The sequence below is a fragment of the Anabaena sp. UHCC 0253 genome, from assembly GCF_009712085.1.
Taxonomy (GTDB): domain Bacteria; phylum Cyanobacteriota; class Cyanobacteriia; order Cyanobacteriales; family Nostocaceae; genus Dolichospermum.
Genome location: NZ_VILD01000001.1, coordinates 174,050 through 191,995, shown reverse-complemented (window position 1 = coordinate 191,995; position 17,946 = coordinate 174,050). Strand labels below are relative to the sequence as shown.

The following is a 17,946-nucleotide window of genomic DNA, read 5'->3' as shown; positions in this document are numbered from 1 at the left end:
CCGTATTATCATAACTACCACTAGCCAAGGTCAGACCATCTCCACTCCAGGCTACTGACCAAACCGCACTGCTATGGACCTCTAGTGATCGCACACAGTTCCCAGTCTGCACATCCCACAGTTTCACCGTATTATCACGCTACCACTAGCCAAGGTCAGACCATCTCCACTCCAGGCTACTGAGTAAACCCCACTGCTATGACCTAAAAGTGTTAATATTTCCCGTCCTGTTATAGCATTCCAAATTTGGACTCTACCGTCACTATCTCCTGTAACCAGGTATTTTCCATCTGGACTAAAAGCAAGAGAATAAACTGATCCTAATGCCTTAGCAAAAAAAGCATCTGTTAAATTTGCTCCCGTCAGATCGACATTATACAAACTAGCCAAACCAAAATTCACACCAGGTATAACTGTCTCACTCAAATCCTGTTTTTCCAAAGCCAAGCGACTACCTTTGAGTCGCAACTGCACCGCATTACTACCACAGTAACCTGCTTCTACTTCGTTTTTACCTTTGGTGGCTTTGACCTCTGCTAATAACCGTTGATTTGCTGTTGTTGACAACATGGGAAACATCAAATCTAATACGGCTTTAGCTAATAGAGTTTTCCCAAAAGTTTGACTTAAATCTATTATTCCTTGGTCGTAGGGAAGAACCTCCACAAATTCCTGAAAATCTGGGGCTAAAATCCCTAATTCTCGTCCCAATTTATAAGAAACAAAAAATTCCAATAATGACCGATGGGCAGGATAATAATCACCATCAGCATTTCTAATTAACATGGTTTGCCCCATCATGTCATGATGCCAATGGTCTAAATCTTTTTGTTCCTGTACTGTTTTACCAAAATAACTACGAATCAAATCTGGAAATTCTTTATAATTTAAAGTCATCCTGTCAGTTGACAGCATTTCCCAGGAGAGTTCACAGAGGAAATATAATTTATCTGCTATTGAGGTAAAAGTGCGTGCCGATTTAATATCCCGTTCCATTTTTTGGCGCACTGCATAGAGATAAACACGGGAAATATCCACAGGTTTACCAGCTTCAATATCCGGTAATGCTTCCATAATTAAATCAATCATCACCGGACGACGTGCCAAGTCTAATAATTGTTCATTGTTAATTACACTAGCAACGGTTTCTGGTTTAGCCTTAAACTCAAGTACCTGTTGAATTTGTTGATCATTAAGTTTTTCTAATTCTAAAACTTCAAATTGGGGCGTTTCTCCAGTTAAATTTTTAGTAGAAGCTTGTAATTCGGCATTTAAAAGTGTACGTCCTTCTAATGCTTCTGGAAAATGTTCAGTCCGACAAGTTAAAATTGCCTTTGTTCCTGCTGTCCCCACTACTCTTGCTAACTCCCAGAAATTATTAATCATCGCTTGACGGTCTACCCGTGCGGCCATTTCGTCAAAACCATCAAAAATTAATAATAATTTCCCCATGCGGTTAAGTTGTTCAAAGGCAGAATATCCCGATAAACCAATGTTATGTTTACGAAAAAAGAACTCAGAAAATAGAGATTCAATACTCACCGCTTTGGCATAATCTCTTAAAGGAATCACTAAAGGAATCCTCGGAATCGGTAAACCTTCTTTTTTAGCTTGACGATATTTTTGTAAAGCCAACCAAGCATAATGGAAAGCAAACCAAGTTTTACCTGTACCAAATTCCCCTAAAACAGATAAATGTTCTTTTACTGGGTCAGCCAACCATTGATTAATATAACGCTCAATCCAACCATCTTCTTCACCATAATGACTAACGCCAATCCGCTGTTTAGTTTGGGGATTAATTTCTTCTTTGGTACAAGCTAAGGGAACATAATATTGATCAATTCCTCTGCTTTTAACTTCTGTTTCTAACCAATCAAAATAACCACTAAAATCAGCATCAGCTTCAATTAATTCATCAAATGAATAACAAAAAATATGGCTATTTTCAGCTTTTTCAACTTCGGTTCTGGCCAATTTACTAACTCGACGCGGTGCAACAATCCAACCTTCATCAACTTTTTGAGTTTCTACAGCTTCTTTTACTGCATTAATATCATTAATTCCCGCTTCTGCTTCGACTCCGTGAATCAAAATCCGGTCATATCCTCGCCGTTTGGGAATATTAATAATCCATTCAAAATAATCTTTTTCTAATATTTCGTATTGTTCAAAGTCATAACCCAATGTTTGAAACCATAATTTTAATTGTTTAGCTAATTCTGTTTCTCTGGCAATTTCCGCAGGTGGTAATAATTGCTGTTGACTTTGTGCTAATTGGGCAATTTGTTTTTGAATTTCTGGTAAACTAAGTTGGTTGATTTGTTCCCTAACTTGATTTAAACTATTGTGTAAACTATCTAATTTATGTTCTTGTAAAATTTCTGTTGCTGTTCTGGCTCGTTTAGCAATTTCAATAAATAACCTAGCAAATTCAGTAAATTCTCGACGATAATCAATATTTTGCTCTTTAATTTTATCGCCAATATCAGAACTTTGAATGTAATTATCTAATGTTTGAATATTAAAACTTTTATTTTGATTAAATGCTTTCTGAAACTCTTCTTTAATTTCTTTTTCTTTAAATAAATCTAAAATAAATTTTTGTTTCCCGACACCATACTCAATCAAAGTATAAATATAAACGCCATCAAAATCATTAGGTGGTGTATCTGGCTTTAAACCAAATTTATTTAACAGTTGTAATCGTATTTCACTGGATTGAAATTTTTTTAATCCTTCACCTACTGCTTCCCCAATTAATGCGTCAATAATTTTATCAAGCATAAACAAAACTTGGTATAAAGGGTTTTATTTTTTATACCATTAAATATACTTAACTGTCAAGTTTCTAAAAAATCACTTTAACCCTTGATTAATCATTATTTTTTTTGAAACTCCTGAATTACTTGTTTAGTAATTTCTTGAATTGCTGCTAACGTTGGTGGTTGCATTTGATTTTCCATTCCTAACCATAAAAGATATTCAATATTTCCCGCCGGTCCAGTTATCGGTGACCAAGTTAAACCTTGATATTTCCATCCTAACTCTAATGCCCCTTGCATAACCTGATAAATTGCATCAGCTTGGTCAAGAGGATCGCGGACAACCCCTTTTTTTCCGACGCGAGACTTGCCAACCTCAAATTGTGGTTTTACTAGCAATATAGCCTCTCTGGGAGCTTGTGTTAGTCGCCATACCGCCGGCAATATTTTAGTTAAAGAAATAAACGACACATCCACAACTACCAAATCAGCAAATATAGCATTTTCAGCATATAATTCCTCTGGTTGTAATTGACGTAAATTCGTGCGTTCTTTTAAAATTACTCGTTCATCATTTCTAATTTTCCAGTCAACTTGTCCATAACCAACATCAACACCATAAACTTGTTTTGCGCCGGCTTGTAATAAACAATCTGTAAAGCCACCTGTAGAAATTCCCCCGTCTAAACAAATTCTTTCAGCTACAGAAATCGCAAAGAATTCTAAAGCTTTAGCGAGTTTTTCACCACCACGAGAAACAAAAGGAGGACGTTCTTTAACTTGAATATTAGCGGTAATATCCACTTCAGTTCCGACTTTATCAATCTTATTTTGATTAACAGTCACTTCCCCAGCTTGAATTAGCCTTTGTGCTTGCTGACGAGAGGGACATAATCCCAAATCTACTAATAATGTATCCAATCGTTGTTTAACCATATTTTACCTTTTATAGCTATTTATGCTTACATTCCGATTCTAAATCCTGAATTCTAAAAAGTTCATTCTAATCTTAACTATTTACTGGCATTTAGTGACTTGGACTATTATATTATAATTAGTAATAAAAAATATCATTTTAAACCAACGATAGTAAAACAATGTTAAATTTGACAGGTTATACAATCATTAATAAAATTTATGAAAGCCATAACTCTTTAGTTTATCGAGCTTATCGTCACCTTGACCAAAAACCTGTTATTCTCAAACTTCTTCAGGATATTCATGCTTCTGCTGAAAGATTAGCATGGTTTAAAAGAGAATATGAAGTCATTCATAAACTGCATTTATCAGGTGTTATCAAAACTTACGGCTTAGAAAATCATCCTCATTGTTTAGTCATGGTTTTAGAAGACTGTGGAGGAGATTCTTTAAGTCAGTTAAAACTTGCGGGTAACTTGAACATCATTGATTTTCTACTATTAGCTATTAAAATAGCTTCTGCTATAGAAGAAATTCATAAAGTCAATATAATTCATAAAGATATTAATCCCAGTAATATTATTTATAATCCCCAAACCCAAGAAGTTAAATTAATTGACTTTGGGATTTCTGGTGACTTTGTTCAACAAGACAATCAATATTTTAATCCATCTAATCTGAATCTAATTGAAGGAACTATTCCTTATATTTCTCCTGAACAAACAGGAAGAATGAATTGTCCACTTGATTATCGTAGTGATTTTTATTCTTTGGGAATTACCTTTTATGAATTACTCACTGGACAACTTCCCTTTGCTAATGATGATACTTTAGCATTAATTCATTGTCATTTAGCTAAACAAGCTATTGCTCCTCATTTGCTTTGTTCTCATATTCCCATTATTATATCAGAGATTATCCTCAAATTGATGGCGAAAAATGTAGAAGATCGTTATCAATCAGCTTATGGGTTAAAGATTGATTTATTAGAATGTCTTCATCAATTACAGAATCATCAAAATATTATACCTTTTTCTTTAGGAAAACAAGATATTTCGGCTCGATTAAGAATTTCCAAAAAATTATATAGTTGTCAAATTCACCAAGAAAAATTATTATCATGTTTGCAGCAAGTTAGTCAAGCTCAAGCCAATAGTAAATTAATTTTAATTAAAGGGTATTCGGGTGTTGGTAAATCAACATTGGTACGGGAAATATATCAACCGACTCTTGCTCAAGATGGATTATTTATTTCTGGTAAATATGATCAATATCAACAAAATATTCCTTATTCTGCTTTAACTCAAGCCTTTAATCAACTTTGTGACTATTTATTGATAGAAAAAAGTGAAGTTTTAGAAAAATGGCAAGAAAGAATTTTAAATGCAGTCGGAAATAATGGACAAATTTTAATTGATTTGATTCCCAATTTAGAATTAATCATTGGTAAACAACCTCCTCTTATTAGTATGGGAGCAAATGAATCAAGTCATCGTTTTCATTTAGTATTTGAAAATTTTGTGAAAGCTATTGTCACATCAGGGAAAATTTTAGTATTATTTCTAGATGATTTACAATGGGCAGATTTAGCTTCTTTTCGACTCATTAAAAAACTAATTGAGTCGCAAACAATTCATAATTTATTATTAATTGGAGCTTATAGACATAATGAAGTTGATGAAAAACATCCTTTAACAATTACATTAAGTAATTTAGAAAATATTGCAGATAAGGTAACAGAAATTACTTTAGAGAATTTATCTATTGATGCTTTAAAATCTTTAACTGCTGATATCTTATCTACTTCTGGTGAAGCTATTCAGGATTTAAGTAATCTTATTTATGAAAAAACACAAGGTAATCCATTTTTTACAATTGAGTTTATCAAATCTCTTTGTACAGAACATTTATTAAAATTTGATTATAAACAGAGAAAATGGTGGTGGAATATTCAACAAATTCAACAGAAAAATATGACTGATAATGTGATTGATTTAATGATTCTGAAAATTCAGAACTTAAATCAATCCAATCAAAATATTTTACAATTGGCTTCTTGTCTGGGTAACTCTTTTGATTTACAAACCCTGTCAATGATTACGGAAAATTCTCCTAAAAATGTCTTAAATGAATTAATTTTAGCTATTCGAGAAGGGTTACTTATTCCTTTAAGTAATAAATATAAGTTAGTCTCAACTAATCCTGATGTCAATGCTGAAAACATCTTATTTAAATTTCAACATGATCGAGTTCAGCAAGCAGTTTATTCATTAATAAAAGCCGAAAAACGGCAAAAGCAACATTTAAAAATTGGGCGTTTATTACTAGAAAATCTTCCTCCAGAAAAATTAGAAGATAGATTATTTGATACAGTTAGTCATTTGAATCAAGGAATTAATTATCTGCAATCCGATTTAGAAAAATTTAGATTAGCTCAATTGAATTTACAAGCAGGTAAGAAAGCAAAAACATCTCACGCTTATTCTTCCGCTTTATCTTATTTAACTGTAGGAATTGGTTTAATTCCAGAAGATATTTGGCTTAATAATTATGATTTAGGATTTGAGTATCACCGGGAATTAGCGGAAGTTAATTATTTAAATGGTAATCATGAAAAATCAGAACTATTAATTGATTTACTGGTAAATAAAGCCGAAATATTAACCCACAAACTCCAAGGATTCACACTTTTAAAAAATTTACAAGCTACCCAAGGAATAGACTATAGTAAAGGGTTACAAGTAGGTTTAAAATTATTAAAGCAACTAAATCTAAATTTTCCTGAAGATATAGAAAAGCAAAACTATTTTATTAAGCAACAATTAGAAGAAATTAATCGGAAATTAAATAATCGCCATATTGCTGATTTGATTGATTTACCAATTATTAAAGCAGAAATTCCTCATTTAAAAATGCAGGTATGTATGGAGTTTTGGGAAGTGGCTTTTTATAATGGTAATTCTCCTTTAATGTTATTATGTGCGTTAAATTTAGTCAATCTATCTTTGGAATATGGTAACAGTAATGAATCTAGTTTTGGTTATGTCCTATATGGAATGTATCTAGCAGAACAGGAAGAGTATCAAATAGCGTATCAATTTGGTTGTTTAGCATTAAACTTAATAGATAAGCTTGAGGATATTTTGCTGCTTCCAAAAGTGCGAAATTTATTTTGTAATTATATAAATTATCATTGTCAATCTTTTCGGAATAATGTCCTTTTATATGAGGAAAATATTCAAAAGTGTCAGGAAAATGGAGACATTGTATTTGGAGTATGGGCGACAGTTTTCTTAATTTGGTCACAATTTATCTGTGGTAATCCCTTGTCAGAAGTTTGGCAAAATTCCGAAAAGTATTTAGGATTTATTCAACAAACCAATGACCAAAAAATGTTAAAAGTCTTGGAATTATTGCAGGTAGTTATTCTTAATTTACAAGGGAAAACAGATAATGCTCTCAGTTTTAGTTATCAAGAAATAAATGCTCAAGAATTTATTGAGTTTTGGAATCAAAATAATTTCATTAATGGTTCAACCTGGTATGCAATTTTAGTTGGACAAGTGCTTTATTTACATGGTAATTATCAACTTGCTCAAGAAATTTTTGCGACTTATGCTCAAGAATTATCAGCGGGAATTATTATGTTTCCCATTTCTCAATATTACTTTTATTGTCCTTTAAATTTATTAGCACTGTATGATAAAAGTTCACCAGAGCAGCAACAAAAATATTTACCTATCATTGAAATAAGTCTAGAAAAACTGCACACATGGTCAAAAAATTGCCCAGATAATTTTCAGGTACAATATGAATTATTATTAGCTGAGAAAAATCGAGTTTTTCAGCAGGATTTAATAGCAATGGATTTATATGATTCTGCAATTGCATTAGCAGAAAAGTTGCAATTACTTCAGCTTTCAGCATTAGGAAATGAATTAGCAAGTCAATTTTGGTTAAACAGAGGAAAACCCCAGTTTGCTCGGCTTTATTTCCGGGAATCCTATTATTTTTATCAGCGTTGGGGTGCAACTCGAAAATGTCAGCATTTACAGCAAAAATATCGGGAATATTGGGAATCAGAAACTGTGGAAATTACACCACAGAAATTAACTACAACCCCGAAAACAGTTACAGATACAAAAATATTAGATTTAACCAGTGTGATTAAAACTTCTCAAGCTTTATCTAGTGAAATTCAACTAGAGAGTTTGTTAAGTAATTTAATGAAAATTATGATTGAAAATGCAGGTGCAGAAGTGGGTTATTTAATTCTTCCACCTTCTTCTGAACAGAATGAAAATTGGATGATTCAAGCCTTAGGAACAACAGATATTACACAAGTTACTGTTCAACAACCAATCTTGACTTATTATGCTCAGGATACTGATCAAAATAAACATCCTCTTTGTGTTGTTTTACCAAAGTCTATTATTAATTATGTGGTGCGGAATCAACAGCCTCTTTTATTAGAAGATGCTAGTCAAGATGAAAATTTTAATACAGATGATTATATTCGTATTTATAAACCTAAATCTGTTTTGTGTATTCCTATTCTCTATCAGGGAAAATTAAGAGGAATTCTTTATTTAGAAAATAATTTAACAACTGGAGTCTTTACTACAGATCGTTTTGAAGTTTTACAAATGATTACTTCCCAAGCAGCTATTTCTTTAGAAAATGCCCAACTATATAAACAATTGCATGATTATTCCCAAACCCTAGAATTAAAAGTAGAAGAAAGAACTCAAGCTTTACAACAAGCTAAAGAATTAGCAGATGCAGCTAATTATTCTAAAAGTGAGTTTCTTTCTAATATGAGTCATGAATTAAGAACTCCGCTAAATGCAATTTTAGGATTTTCTCAAATTATGAGTCGAGATAAAGAATTAAACCATGAGCAACAAGAAAATTTAGGGATTATTAATCGCAGTGGAGAGCATTTATTAGCTTTAATTAATGATATTTTAGATATGGCTAAAATAGATGCTGGTAGAATAGCACTATATCCAACAGATTTTGATATTCTGCTACTTTTGAATACATTGGAGGAAATGTTTAAATTAAAAGCACAATCAAAAAGATTAGAACTGAAATTAGAAGTAAATGCGAATTTACCTCGTTATATTCAAACTGATGAAAAGAAACTTAGACAAATTTTGATTAATTTATTATCTAATGCTATTAAATTTACTGAACAAGGAAAAGTAACGTTAAGAGTAATAATCAATGAATATGATGCTTCTTCATTCTCCTTCCCGTTGCATTTTGAAATAGAAGATACAGGTTGTGGTATTGCTGAAGATGAAATTGAGAGCGCATTTGAGCCATTTGTACAAACGAAATCTGGACACAAATCCCATGAAGGAACAGGTTTAGGTTTAGCAATTTGTCAGCGATTTATTGAATTAATGAATGGAAAAATTAATATTAAAAGTCAACTTGGTAAAGGGACAATTGTTAAATTTCATATTCCGATTAATTTGGCAGAATCTCAAGAAATACCAGTTAATAACCAAGTCAAAAAAGTAATTGGATTAGCACCTAATCAACCAACTTATAGAATTTTAGTAGTTGAAGATCGAGCAGAAAGTCGTCAACTTTTAGTTAAATTATTAGACACTTTAGGATTTGCTGTGAAATCGGCAGAAAATGGCAAGATAGCTATTGAAATTTGGCAGGATTGGCAACCCCATTTAATTTGGATGGATATGAGAATGCCTGTTATGGATGGTTATGAAGCCACCCAATATATTAAATCCCATTTGCAAGGACAAGCTACTGTAATTATTGCTTTAACTGCTAGTGCTTTTGATAATGAAAAAGCAGTTATTTTATCTTCTGGCTGTGATGATTTTGTGAAAAAACCCTTCCGCGAAGAAATTCTTTGGGCAAAGATGCAACAGCATTTAGGTTTAGAGTTTATTTATGAGTCAGAAATATCAGAACAATCTTCACAGTCTGACTTGTTAATTACTCTTACTCCTGATACCCTAAATATTATGCCTAAAGAATGGATTGAACAGCTTTATATGGCTGCAAATGAAGCTGATGAGGACTGGATCATGAATTTGTTGGAGGAGATTTCTGATGCACAACAACCTTTAGTTAAGGCTCTTACTGATCTTATCAAAAATTTCCGCTATGACAAGATAATTGAATTAACCCAAATTGAGTAACTATGACTTCTTCTTTACCAGAAAATTATAAAGCTAATATTCTAATTGTAGATGATATTCCCGATAATTTGCGGGTATTATCTAGTACATTAAACAACCAAGGCTATAAAGTTCGTAGCGTAACTAATGGTGCAATGGCTTTAAGAGTTGCACATTCGGCTCATCCTGATCTGATTTTATTAGATATTAAAATGCCAGATATGGATGGTTATGAAGTGTGTGAAAAACTTAAATCTGATTCCCAAACAAGTGATATTCCTGTAATTTTTCTGAGTGCTTTAGATGAAGCTTTGGATAAAGTTAAAGCCTTTGCAGTGGGAGGAGTTGATTATATTACTAAACCCTTTCAATTTGAGGAGGTTTTAGCCAGAATTGATAATCAATTACAAATTCAATTAGCAAAAGCGGAAATTAAAAAACTCAATGAAGAATTAGAATTGCGAGTTATTCAACGCACAACCCAATTAGAAAAGGAAATTTCTGAACGCCAAAAAGTGCAAGAAAAATTGATGCAAATGGCTTTACATGATCCTTTGACAGAATTACCTAATCGGACTTGGTTGATGAAGCGATTAGAACAAATTGTCAATGCGGCTCAACAATATCCATCTTATCTGTTTGCTGTCTTATTTTTAGATTGCGATCGCTTTAAAGTTATTAATGATTCATTAGGCCATTTAGTTGGTGATCAATTACTAATTTCCATCTCCCGTCGCTTAGAATCTTGTTTAAAACCTGGTAACACAGTATCTCGCTTTGGGGGAGATGAATTTGTGATTCTTTTAGAAAATATTAGTTCTCCTGAAGATGCTATTTCTGTCGCTAAAACTATTCATCAGGATCTGATTCCTCCTTTTCATCTCGATGAACATGAGGTTTTTACTAATGTGAGTATAGGAATTGTGATTGGTAATAGTAATTATCATTATCCCTCCCATTTATTACGAGATGCAGACATAGCTTTATATGAATCTAAAGCTCATGGTAGGGGTAATTACCGGATTTTTAATGAACAAATGTATGCTCAAGCTTGCACAAGGTTAACATTAGAAAATGATTTAAGACGAGCTATTGAAAAAGAAGAATTTATTATTTATTATCAACCCATAATTAACTTAGAAACAGGCAAAATATCAGGGTTTGAATCATTAATTAGATGGCAACATCCCCAACGCGGCTTAGTTTTACCAGATGAATTTATTCCCATTGCCGAAGAAACAGGATTAATTTTACAAATTGATTTATGGGTATTTAAAAAAGCTTGTCAACAAATTCTTGATTGGCAACGGAAATTTAATTATCCTTTTACTCTCAATATTAATTTATCTCCTGTACATTTTTCTCAACCTCATTTGATCAAAAAAATTGATAAAATTTTACAAAATACTAAATTAGAAAGTAATTGTCTCAAAATAGAAATTACAGAAAATGTGATTATTGAACATGATCTTTCTGCTCAGACTATTTTTAAAGAATTAAAGCACCGAAAAATTAAAGTATGTATTGATGATTTTGGTACAGGATATTCTTCTTTAAGTTATTTATATCGGTTTCCTGTGGATGTTTTAAAAATTGATCGTTCTTTTATCAGTCAAATGCAAGAAAATGGAGATAAAATAGAATTAGTCCAAGCAATTCTTACCCTAGCAGATCAATTGAAAATAGAGGTAGTAGCCGAAGGTGTAGAAACTTCCTATCAACTACAATTTTTAAGAAATCTAGACTGCGGTTTTGGACAGGGTTATTTTTTTGCTAAACCTTTAGAAGCTAAATTAGTTGAGAATTTTCTTTCTCAATCTCAGCAATGGTAAAAATTCCGAAAGAAGAAATCAGAAAATACATCTCCAAAAAAATAGAGACGTTCCATGGAACGTCTCTACTAAACCTCTTAAATATGATGCAATTAGCCAATATTGTGAATATGGTGATCATTGAATTGTGAATTAACACCCTGATTAACAAAACTCAAAGTAACTCGTTTCATAAACCAATGCAAACCCCAAAGAATTATAAAAGTGAGCGTAATAATTATCAAGGGTTGTTTACCAAGAATTTCCTCCACACCTTTAGTTAATATGGCATCTGGTTGAGTAATAAAATCCCAACTATTAAATCGCAAAAATCTTCCCCAGTAAATACCGATCGCACAAAGCGCATGAGTTATTAATTCAACAGCAAAAATCCATTTACTTTTGCCAATGCGGTGTAAGTAGTAACCCAAATTTATCAGTGATATAACATAAGCTTCAAATCCGCCAAAAATGACTACAAGATAAATAGGAATTAATACTAATGTAATTACCCAGACTGACTGAACTCGGCGAATATCATCTATCAAGTGAATAACATCAGTTAATAAATAAGGTGCATTGGGTAAAAAAGCATAGAAACTCAGAAATCCTAGCCACCAAACCCAAGAACCTCCGCGTTTACTACGAAATAGCCAAACACTCAAAGCTAAAGGGATAAAAGCTAGAAATAAATTCCAAGTCATCCACCGCATATTAATTTGTAACACCTGAAAAACTGTTGTCATTAATTCAATCATGTCTGCTTTCATGGAATATAATTGTGATTTTTTGTGTAGAGGTTAATTTTAAACAAATCATTTTTGTAGAAGTTGACATAGAGACTGTCAATCCTGTTCCCTGTTATAAATACATAAGGTTTTGTGGAATTTCCGAATGAGGGCTGGGAGAAGGTGACAGGTGACAGGTGACAGGTGACAGGTGACAGGTGACAGATAAGAAAGAAGAAGAAGAAGAAGAAGAAGAAGAAGAAGGAAGGGGGCAATTAAAAATAAACGCACCTTGCCAAAAAAGCCAAAGTGCGATCGCCAAGGTAACTGTAGGAATCGCTATTGAGTCCGCGAAGGCGGACTTTGATTGTGTAGCCGCGTACCCTTCGGGAAGCAAGCTACGCGTTAGCGTGCCGGAGGCATCTTTCTAATCGCCAAAATTTAGCTTTTAAATATCAATCTCACTCAATTCACGAGTGATATAGTCAAAAGGCTCATCCACAAAAGCAGTATCAGCAATCCCAGCGGCTGCTACTTGCTCCTTGACAAGACCCTTCATAATTTGGATACCCTGAACAGTTGAACCAATGGGTACACCCAAAGAATTGTAAGTTTCCCGTAACCCTTGTAATACCCGCTCATCAAGTACATTCATATTACCAGCTACTAGGGCATAGGTAGCGTAACGGAGGTAATAGTCCATATCCCGTAAACAAGCGGCAAAGCGACGAGTTGTATAAGCATTACCACCAGGACGAATCAATTCTGGTAATTCTTCAAATAACTTTGCACCAGCTTGTTTCACAATTGCGGCTGCATTGGAATTAATCGCTGCTGCGGCTTGGACTCTAGCTGTTCCACTATCAAAGTAGGACTTGAGGCTATCAATGGCATTCCGGTCAAAATAACGCCCGGTTAAGTCATAATTCTTAATTAAAGTTGTAACGGCATCACGCATTCTTTTTTCTCCCAATTATTAGCTATCTATGGTTTGATATTAATTTGGCTGCAATCAAGCACCAATAAAATTCCGTGCCAATTCACATAAAATAGATTCGGCACAAAAACTATCCATCTGCTATCTAAGGATTTTATGCCAAAGTTGACCCATGATGATGAACTTTCTAGTTTTGTACAGATTACGAAAGAAAGGTTAACATAACCTGTAATCCAGATCATCTGTAACAAACACTACAAAATCATGTCAAGTTAACTATTTACGATATTCCAGGTGGTGTGTGACAACTTGGATTAGCGTAACAGGGTGAGGATGCTTGGACAGACTCTGGCTTTATATTAGGTAATCGGCTACATCAGGAGTAAAGTAAAAATGACAACCCCAAAAGAAATCTTGAAGATGATTCAAGACAAAAACATTCAGATGATTGATCTGAAATTCATTGATACACCTGGAACTTGGCAGCATTTGACCATGTACCAGGATCAAATTGATGAAAGTTCATTCTCTGATGGTGTACCTTTCGACGGTTCTAGTATTCGGGGTTGGAAAGGTATCGAAGAATCTGACATGACAATGGTACTCGATCCCAACACCGCTTGGATTGACCCATTCATGAAAGAGCCAACTCTAAGTATCATTTGTAGTATTAAAGAACCCCGCACAGGCGAATGGTATAACCGTTGCCCCCGCGTTATTGCCCAAAAAGCAATTGACTATCTAACTTCCACCGGACTTGGTGACACTGCTTTCTTTGGTCCTGAAGCTGAATTCTTCATCTTTGATGATGTTCGTTATGACCAAACCGCCAACTCCGGTTACTACTATGTAGACTCCGTAGAAGGTCGTTGGAATACTGGTAGAGAAGAAGGTCCTAACCTGGGCTACAAAACCCGCTTCAAAGAAGGTTACTTCCCAGTTCCACCAACTGACAGCTTTCAAGATATGCGGACAGAAATGTTGCTAACAATGAAAGACTGTGGCGTACCTATTGAAAAGCAACACCATGAAGTTGCGACAGGTGGTCAGTGCGAACTTGGTTTCCGTTTTGGTAAGTTAATTGAAGCTGCTGATTGGCTGATGACTTACAAATATGTAATCAAGAACGTTGCTAGAAAATACGGCAAAACCGTCACCTTCATGCCAAAACCAATTTTTGGCGATAACGGTTCTGGTATGCACTGTCACCAATCTATCTGGAAAGGTGGTCAGCCTCTGTTTGCTGGTGATAAATATGCTGGTATGAGCGAAATGGGGCTTTACTACATTGGTGGTATTCTCAAACACGCTCCTGCATTGTTGGCAATTACCAACCCCACCACAAATTCTTACAAGCGTCTAGTACCTGGTTATGAAGCACCTGTAAACTTGGCTTATTCCCAAGGTAATCGTTCTGCTTCTGTGCGGATTCCTCTTTCTGGAGACAACCCCAAAGCCAAGCGTTTAGAATTCCGTTGTCCTGATGCTACTTCTAACCCTTACTTAGCCTTTGCGGCGATGCTTTGCGCTGGTATTGATGGTATCAAAAACAAAATTCATCCTGGTGAACCCTTAGATAAAAATATCTATGAACTTTCTCCAGATGAATTAGCTAAGATTCCTTCTACTCCTGGTTCTTTAGAATTGGCTTTGGAAGCACTAGACAATGATCACGCTTTCTTAACTGAAAGTGGTGTATTCTCTGAAGACTTTATCCAAAACTGGATTGACTACAAGGTTGCTAACGAAGTTAAGCAAATGCAGTTGCGTCCACATCCTTATGAATTCTTCCTATATTACGATTGCTAATTGCAATAAGTAGTAAAAGTAGTAATTTTTAAGCCACCTAAAGAAGGTGGCTTTTTTTATGATTCAACTCATAGCCGCTTGGCTACGTCCATAAAGTGCTTGAGTCGTAGAATCTATTTTGCCTTGAATGGGATTCCAGTAGTGAGATAGTTCTTCATGGAGTCCAAGTTCTTGTGCAGTCCGCATCAACATGGATTGCTGACGATTCTTAACTTGTTGATGTTGACGTACCATTAATTGACGAGATTTTTCTTGAATAGACATAACACCACCCTCTTTTGTGTTTATTAATTTACTGATAGATAATTGATTTATCCTTTCATATATAGACTAACAGAAAATTCTGTAGCGTAAACTACAAAATGAAAATTTGATATAAAACTTCACAAAATTGGTCAGTTGTCCTTTGTCAGTTGTCCTTTGTCAGTTGTCCTTTGTCAGTTGTCCTTTGTCAGTTGTCCTTTGTCAGTTGTCCTTTGTCAGTTGTCCTTTGTCAGTTGTTAAGAAGTTTTTCCTGCTCCTCTGCTCCCCTGCTCCCCTGCTCCCCCCTCTCCCCCTGCTCCCCCCTCTCCCCCTGCTCCCCTGCTCCCCCCTCTCCCCTGCTCCCCCTGCTCCCCCTATGGATAGATTAAAATCTTATAAGTTTCCGGTGTGGGGGCGATCGCTTGGTCTACAGCTTGTGATAAATCTTGTAAAGGATAGCGATCGCTAATTAAGGCTTTCACATCAATGCGGCGATTAAAAACTATGTCCGCAGAGAGACTTTGCAGGCGGTAGGATGAGCTATAACTGCCCATTAAATCTATTTCCCGACGGTAGAGAATATTCGGGTTAATGGGGATTGTTAACTCGTCAGGGAACTCCGCGAAGAAAAGGATTTTTCCCCCTTTGCGTGTACAGTCTAAAGCTTGGAAAAATGCTTTATCACTGGGTACAGCTAACAAAGTCACATCTACACCCATTCCCCCAGTTAAAGCTTGAATTTTGGCTGGTAGATCAGGATCTCTCGCATCAAAAGCTGCTTCTGCACCTACACTTAAAGCCTTTTCGATTCTAGATGGTAAAAGGTCAGTAGCGATCGCGATCGCACCAAAAGACTTCACTAACATCATAAACATTAACCCAATTGGACCCGCACCAGTTACTAACACAGTTTGTCCGGGAGCAATTTGAGCTTTTTTTACTGCTTTTAAACAGCAATTAGTTGGTTCAACAAAACTGGCCTCTTCAAAACTAATATCATCAGGAATGGGAATTAAGCCACCATTTTCGACAATGTGTCCTGGAACTTTCACATATTCAGCAAAACCGCCTCCACTGGCGTTAAAACCTGCGGTAGTGGAGATATTTTTATAAACATCACACATGGAAAAATTATCATTCAAGCAATAGGCGCAACGCATACATGGAATATGGTGCATCACTGCTACCCGTTGTCCTATTTGCCACCCTTGCACCTGTGAACCGACAGCCGCAATAGTTCCAGCGGTTTCATGTCCAAATATACGTGGCGGTTCATATAAAGGATATCGAATCTTTTTAATATCTGACTGACACAAACCCACAACCCGCACCTGTACCAGCACTTCATCTGCTTCTAGACTGGGAACTGGTATTTCCTCGTAGGATAATTGATTTACGCCTCTAAATACTTGTGCTTTCACGTTGGTTTCTTATAATTCAACGTTATTAGATTTAACATTTTGTGGTTGAGGTTAGATTATAGATTTTGAGATTTTTGTCTTTACCACCCTAAATTTTCAGTGATAATGTTGTTTTAACCTATGGGGCTTTGACTAATCCAATAGACATCAACAAATGGCATTTCCAGATTTTCTTGTCTTGTAGAGACGTTCCATGGAACGTCTCTACAGGGGTTACTGATACTCCACTGCATAAAAAATAGTATTTTTACCAGCCTCACAAAAACTTTATATATGGGTAGCAATTAAATTTACTACTTAATATGTTTAAAAGCCTTACACTACAAGTGTTTAACGCTACCCCCCCCCCGGAAAATAGTAGTTTTTTCTCTCAGTAAATTTTCTGTGAAGTTGCTAAAAAAGGCTTTACAGGCATGAGAAAGCCGTATTAGTATCAGTGGCATCGAAGGCAAGAAAAAAACTCGTTTTTCAGGGAAATAAGATTATGACTACCGTAAATGTATTGAAAAAGTTATCAATGGCTACAGTAGGAGTATCTGCTGTATTGGGAACATTTTCGTCTGCTGCCAGTGCGGCAACATTATTCGAGTCCACTCTCTCTAATGTCAATATAGAAGGAACTAACTATAACGTAATTTTCCGTCAATATGATGGAGGACCATTCAACAACAGTTTTAACGCCTTTTATGGTACTGATATCCCAACCTTTACATTTACAACTGCTCAACAAGCTTATGATGCTATTGAAGCTATCAGGGCTGCATTACTTCTGACCCCGGTAGATGTTACTCCGGCTCCAGGTAGCACATCCACGGGTTTACGAGTTCCTTTCGCTGCTACCGCTACAGATTATTCCTACCGGACATCTTTCAATGGTGGTAATTTCCCCACCTCTCCGACAGGCTCCTTTACATTTAGTCGGACAAGTGGCAATCCTTTCTCGATGACCTTTTTTGAGAGTGCAGACACCACCTCTGTTCCCGAACCCGCTTCTCTCATCGGTATCTTAGGCTTAGGTGCTTTCGGCGTTACCTCACTTCGCAAACGCAAACAAGTATCCGCAGTTGAAGCCTAAATTAATTAACAACTAAATAGGGCTTGCTGAAAAAGTCGTATTGAAGCCAGACCAAGAATCAATTAACAATGCTTGTAAGTG

12 protein-coding genes are annotated in these 17,946 nt (G+C 35.1%); 5 read left to right on the top strand and 7 right to left on the bottom strand.

Annotated elements, in window-relative coordinates; translation table 11 throughout:
• The 3 genes from FJR38_RS29195 to FJR38_RS00860 form a co-directional block, all read right to left on the bottom strand.
• A partial coding sequence (locus tag FJR38_RS29195; protein ID WP_371418133.1) for a hypothetical protein occupies positions 1–94 on the bottom strand: 94 nt, incomplete at its 3' end.
• A 29-nt stretch (positions 95–123) separates the two neighbouring features.
• Positions 124–2,787, bottom strand: a complete 2,664-nt coding sequence (locus FJR38_RS00865; RefSeq protein ID WP_254449302.1) for an NACHT domain-containing NTPase — start codon at positions 2,785–2,787, stop codon at positions 124–126.
• Between the two features lie 95 nt (positions 2,788–2,882).
• The gene (locus FJR38_RS00860) at positions 2,883–3,701 is read right to left on the bottom strand and encodes a TlyA family RNA methyltransferase (protein ID WP_168534886.1); all 819 of its coding nucleotides are present in this window, start codon (positions 3,699–3,701) and stop codon (positions 2,883–2,885) included.
• Positions 3,702–3,862: 161 nt separating this feature from the next.
• Between FJR38_RS00860 and FJR38_RS00855 the strand changes: the two genes are divergently transcribed.
• Together FJR38_RS00855 and FJR38_RS00850 are read left to right on the top strand one after the other, a co-directional pair.
• On the top strand, positions 3,863–9,862 hold the full coding sequence (locus FJR38_RS00855) for a hybrid sensor histidine kinase/response regulator (RefSeq protein ID WP_168493496.1): 6,000 nt from the start codon (positions 3,863–3,865) through the stop codon (positions 9,860–9,862).
• Positions 9,863–9,864: 2 nt separating this feature from the next.
• Positions 9,865–11,673 carry a GGDEF domain-containing response regulator gene (locus FJR38_RS00850; protein WP_168493498.1) on the top strand — a complete coding sequence of 603 codons (1,809 nt, stop codon included), beginning with the start codon at positions 9,865–9,867 and terminating at the stop codon, positions 11,671–11,673.
• Positions 11,674–11,765: 92 nt separating this feature from the next.
• On the opposite strand, the gene FJR38_RS00845 is transcribed toward FJR38_RS00850, so the two are convergent.
• The gene (locus FJR38_RS00845; RefSeq protein ID WP_168493500.1) at positions 11,766–12,422 is read right to left on the bottom strand and encodes a DUF1361 domain-containing protein; all 657 of its coding nucleotides are present in this window, start codon (positions 12,420–12,422) and stop codon (positions 11,766–11,768) included.
• Positions 12,423–12,598: 176 nt separating this feature from the next.
• On the opposite strand from FJR38_RS00845, the gene FJR38_RS00840 reads away from it, so the two are divergent.
• Complete coding sequence (locus tag FJR38_RS00840) at positions 12,599–12,811, top strand: hypothetical protein (protein ID WP_168493502.1); 213 nt, start codon at positions 12,599–12,601, stop codon at positions 12,809–12,811.
• 17 nt (positions 12,812–12,828) lie between these two features.
• On the opposite strand, the gene apcB is transcribed toward FJR38_RS00840, so the two are convergent.
• Positions 12,829–13,338, bottom strand: a complete 510-nt coding sequence (gene apcB, locus FJR38_RS00835; protein WP_168493504.1) for an allophycocyanin subunit beta — start codon at positions 13,336–13,338, stop codon at positions 12,829–12,831.
• Positions 13,339–13,710: 372 nt separating this feature from the next.
• On the opposite strand from apcB, the gene glnA reads away from it, so the two are divergent.
• Positions 13,711–15,126 carry a type I glutamate--ammonia ligase gene (gene glnA / locus FJR38_RS00830; protein ID WP_168493506.1) on the top strand — a complete coding sequence of 472 codons (1,416 nt, stop codon included), beginning with the start codon at positions 13,711–13,713 and terminating at the stop codon, positions 15,124–15,126.
• Between the two features lie 63 nt (positions 15,127–15,189).
• Here glnA and FJR38_RS00825 read toward each other — a convergent pair whose 3' ends face one another.
• Both FJR38_RS00825 and FJR38_RS00820 read right to left on the bottom strand, forming a co-directional pair.
• Positions 15,190–15,390, bottom strand: a complete 201-nt coding sequence (locus FJR38_RS00825) for a hypothetical protein (protein WP_168534884.1) — start codon at positions 15,388–15,390, stop codon at positions 15,190–15,192.
• A gap of 353 nt (positions 15,391–15,743) precedes the next feature.
• Positions 15,744–16,790, bottom strand: a complete 1,047-nt coding sequence (locus FJR38_RS00820) for a zinc-dependent dehydrogenase (RefSeq protein ID WP_168493510.1) — start codon at positions 16,788–16,790, stop codon at positions 15,744–15,746.
• Positions 16,791–17,274: 484 nt separating this feature from the next.
• On the opposite strand from FJR38_RS00820, the gene FJR38_RS00815 reads away from it, so the two are divergent.
• Positions 17,275–17,865, top strand: a complete 591-nt coding sequence (locus FJR38_RS00815) for a PEP-CTERM sorting domain-containing protein (RefSeq protein ID WP_168534882.1) — start codon at positions 17,275–17,277, stop codon at positions 17,863–17,865.
• Positions 17,866–17,946: the final 81 nt, after the last annotated feature.

Bases quoted from the DNA above. Each gene is read 5' to 3' on its own strand.
- FJR38_RS00865 (WP_254449302.1), bottom strand. From the start codon at position 2,787: ATGCTTGATAAAATTATTGACGCATTAATTGGGGAAGCAGTAGGTGAA.
- FJR38_RS00860 (WP_168534886.1), bottom strand. From the start codon at position 3,701: ATGGTTAAACAACGATTGGATACATTATTAGTAGATTTGGGATTATGT.
- FJR38_RS00855 (WP_168493496.1), top strand. From the start codon at position 3,863: ATGTTAAATTTGACAGGTTATACAATCATTAATAAAATTTATGAAAGC.
- FJR38_RS00850 (WP_168493498.1), top strand. From the start codon at position 9,865: ATGACTTCTTCTTTACCAGAAAATTATAAAGCTAATATTCTAATTGTA.
- FJR38_RS00845 (WP_168493500.1), bottom strand. From the start codon at position 12,422: ATGAAAGCAGACATGATTGAATTAATGACAACAGTTTTTCAGGTGTTA.
- apcB (WP_168493504.1), bottom strand. From the start codon at position 13,338: ATGCGTGATGCCGTTACAACTTTAATTAAGAATTATGACTTAACCGGG.
- glnA (WP_168493506.1), top strand. From the start codon at position 13,711: ATGACAACCCCAAAAGAAATCTTGAAGATGATTCAAGACAAAAACATT.
- FJR38_RS00825 (WP_168534884.1), bottom strand. From the start codon at position 15,390: ATGTCTATTCAAGAAAAATCTCGTCAATTAATGGTACGTCAACATCAA.
- FJR38_RS00815 (WP_168534882.1), top strand. From the start codon at position 17,275: ATGACTACCGTAAATGTATTGAAAAAGTTATCAATGGCTACAGTAGGA.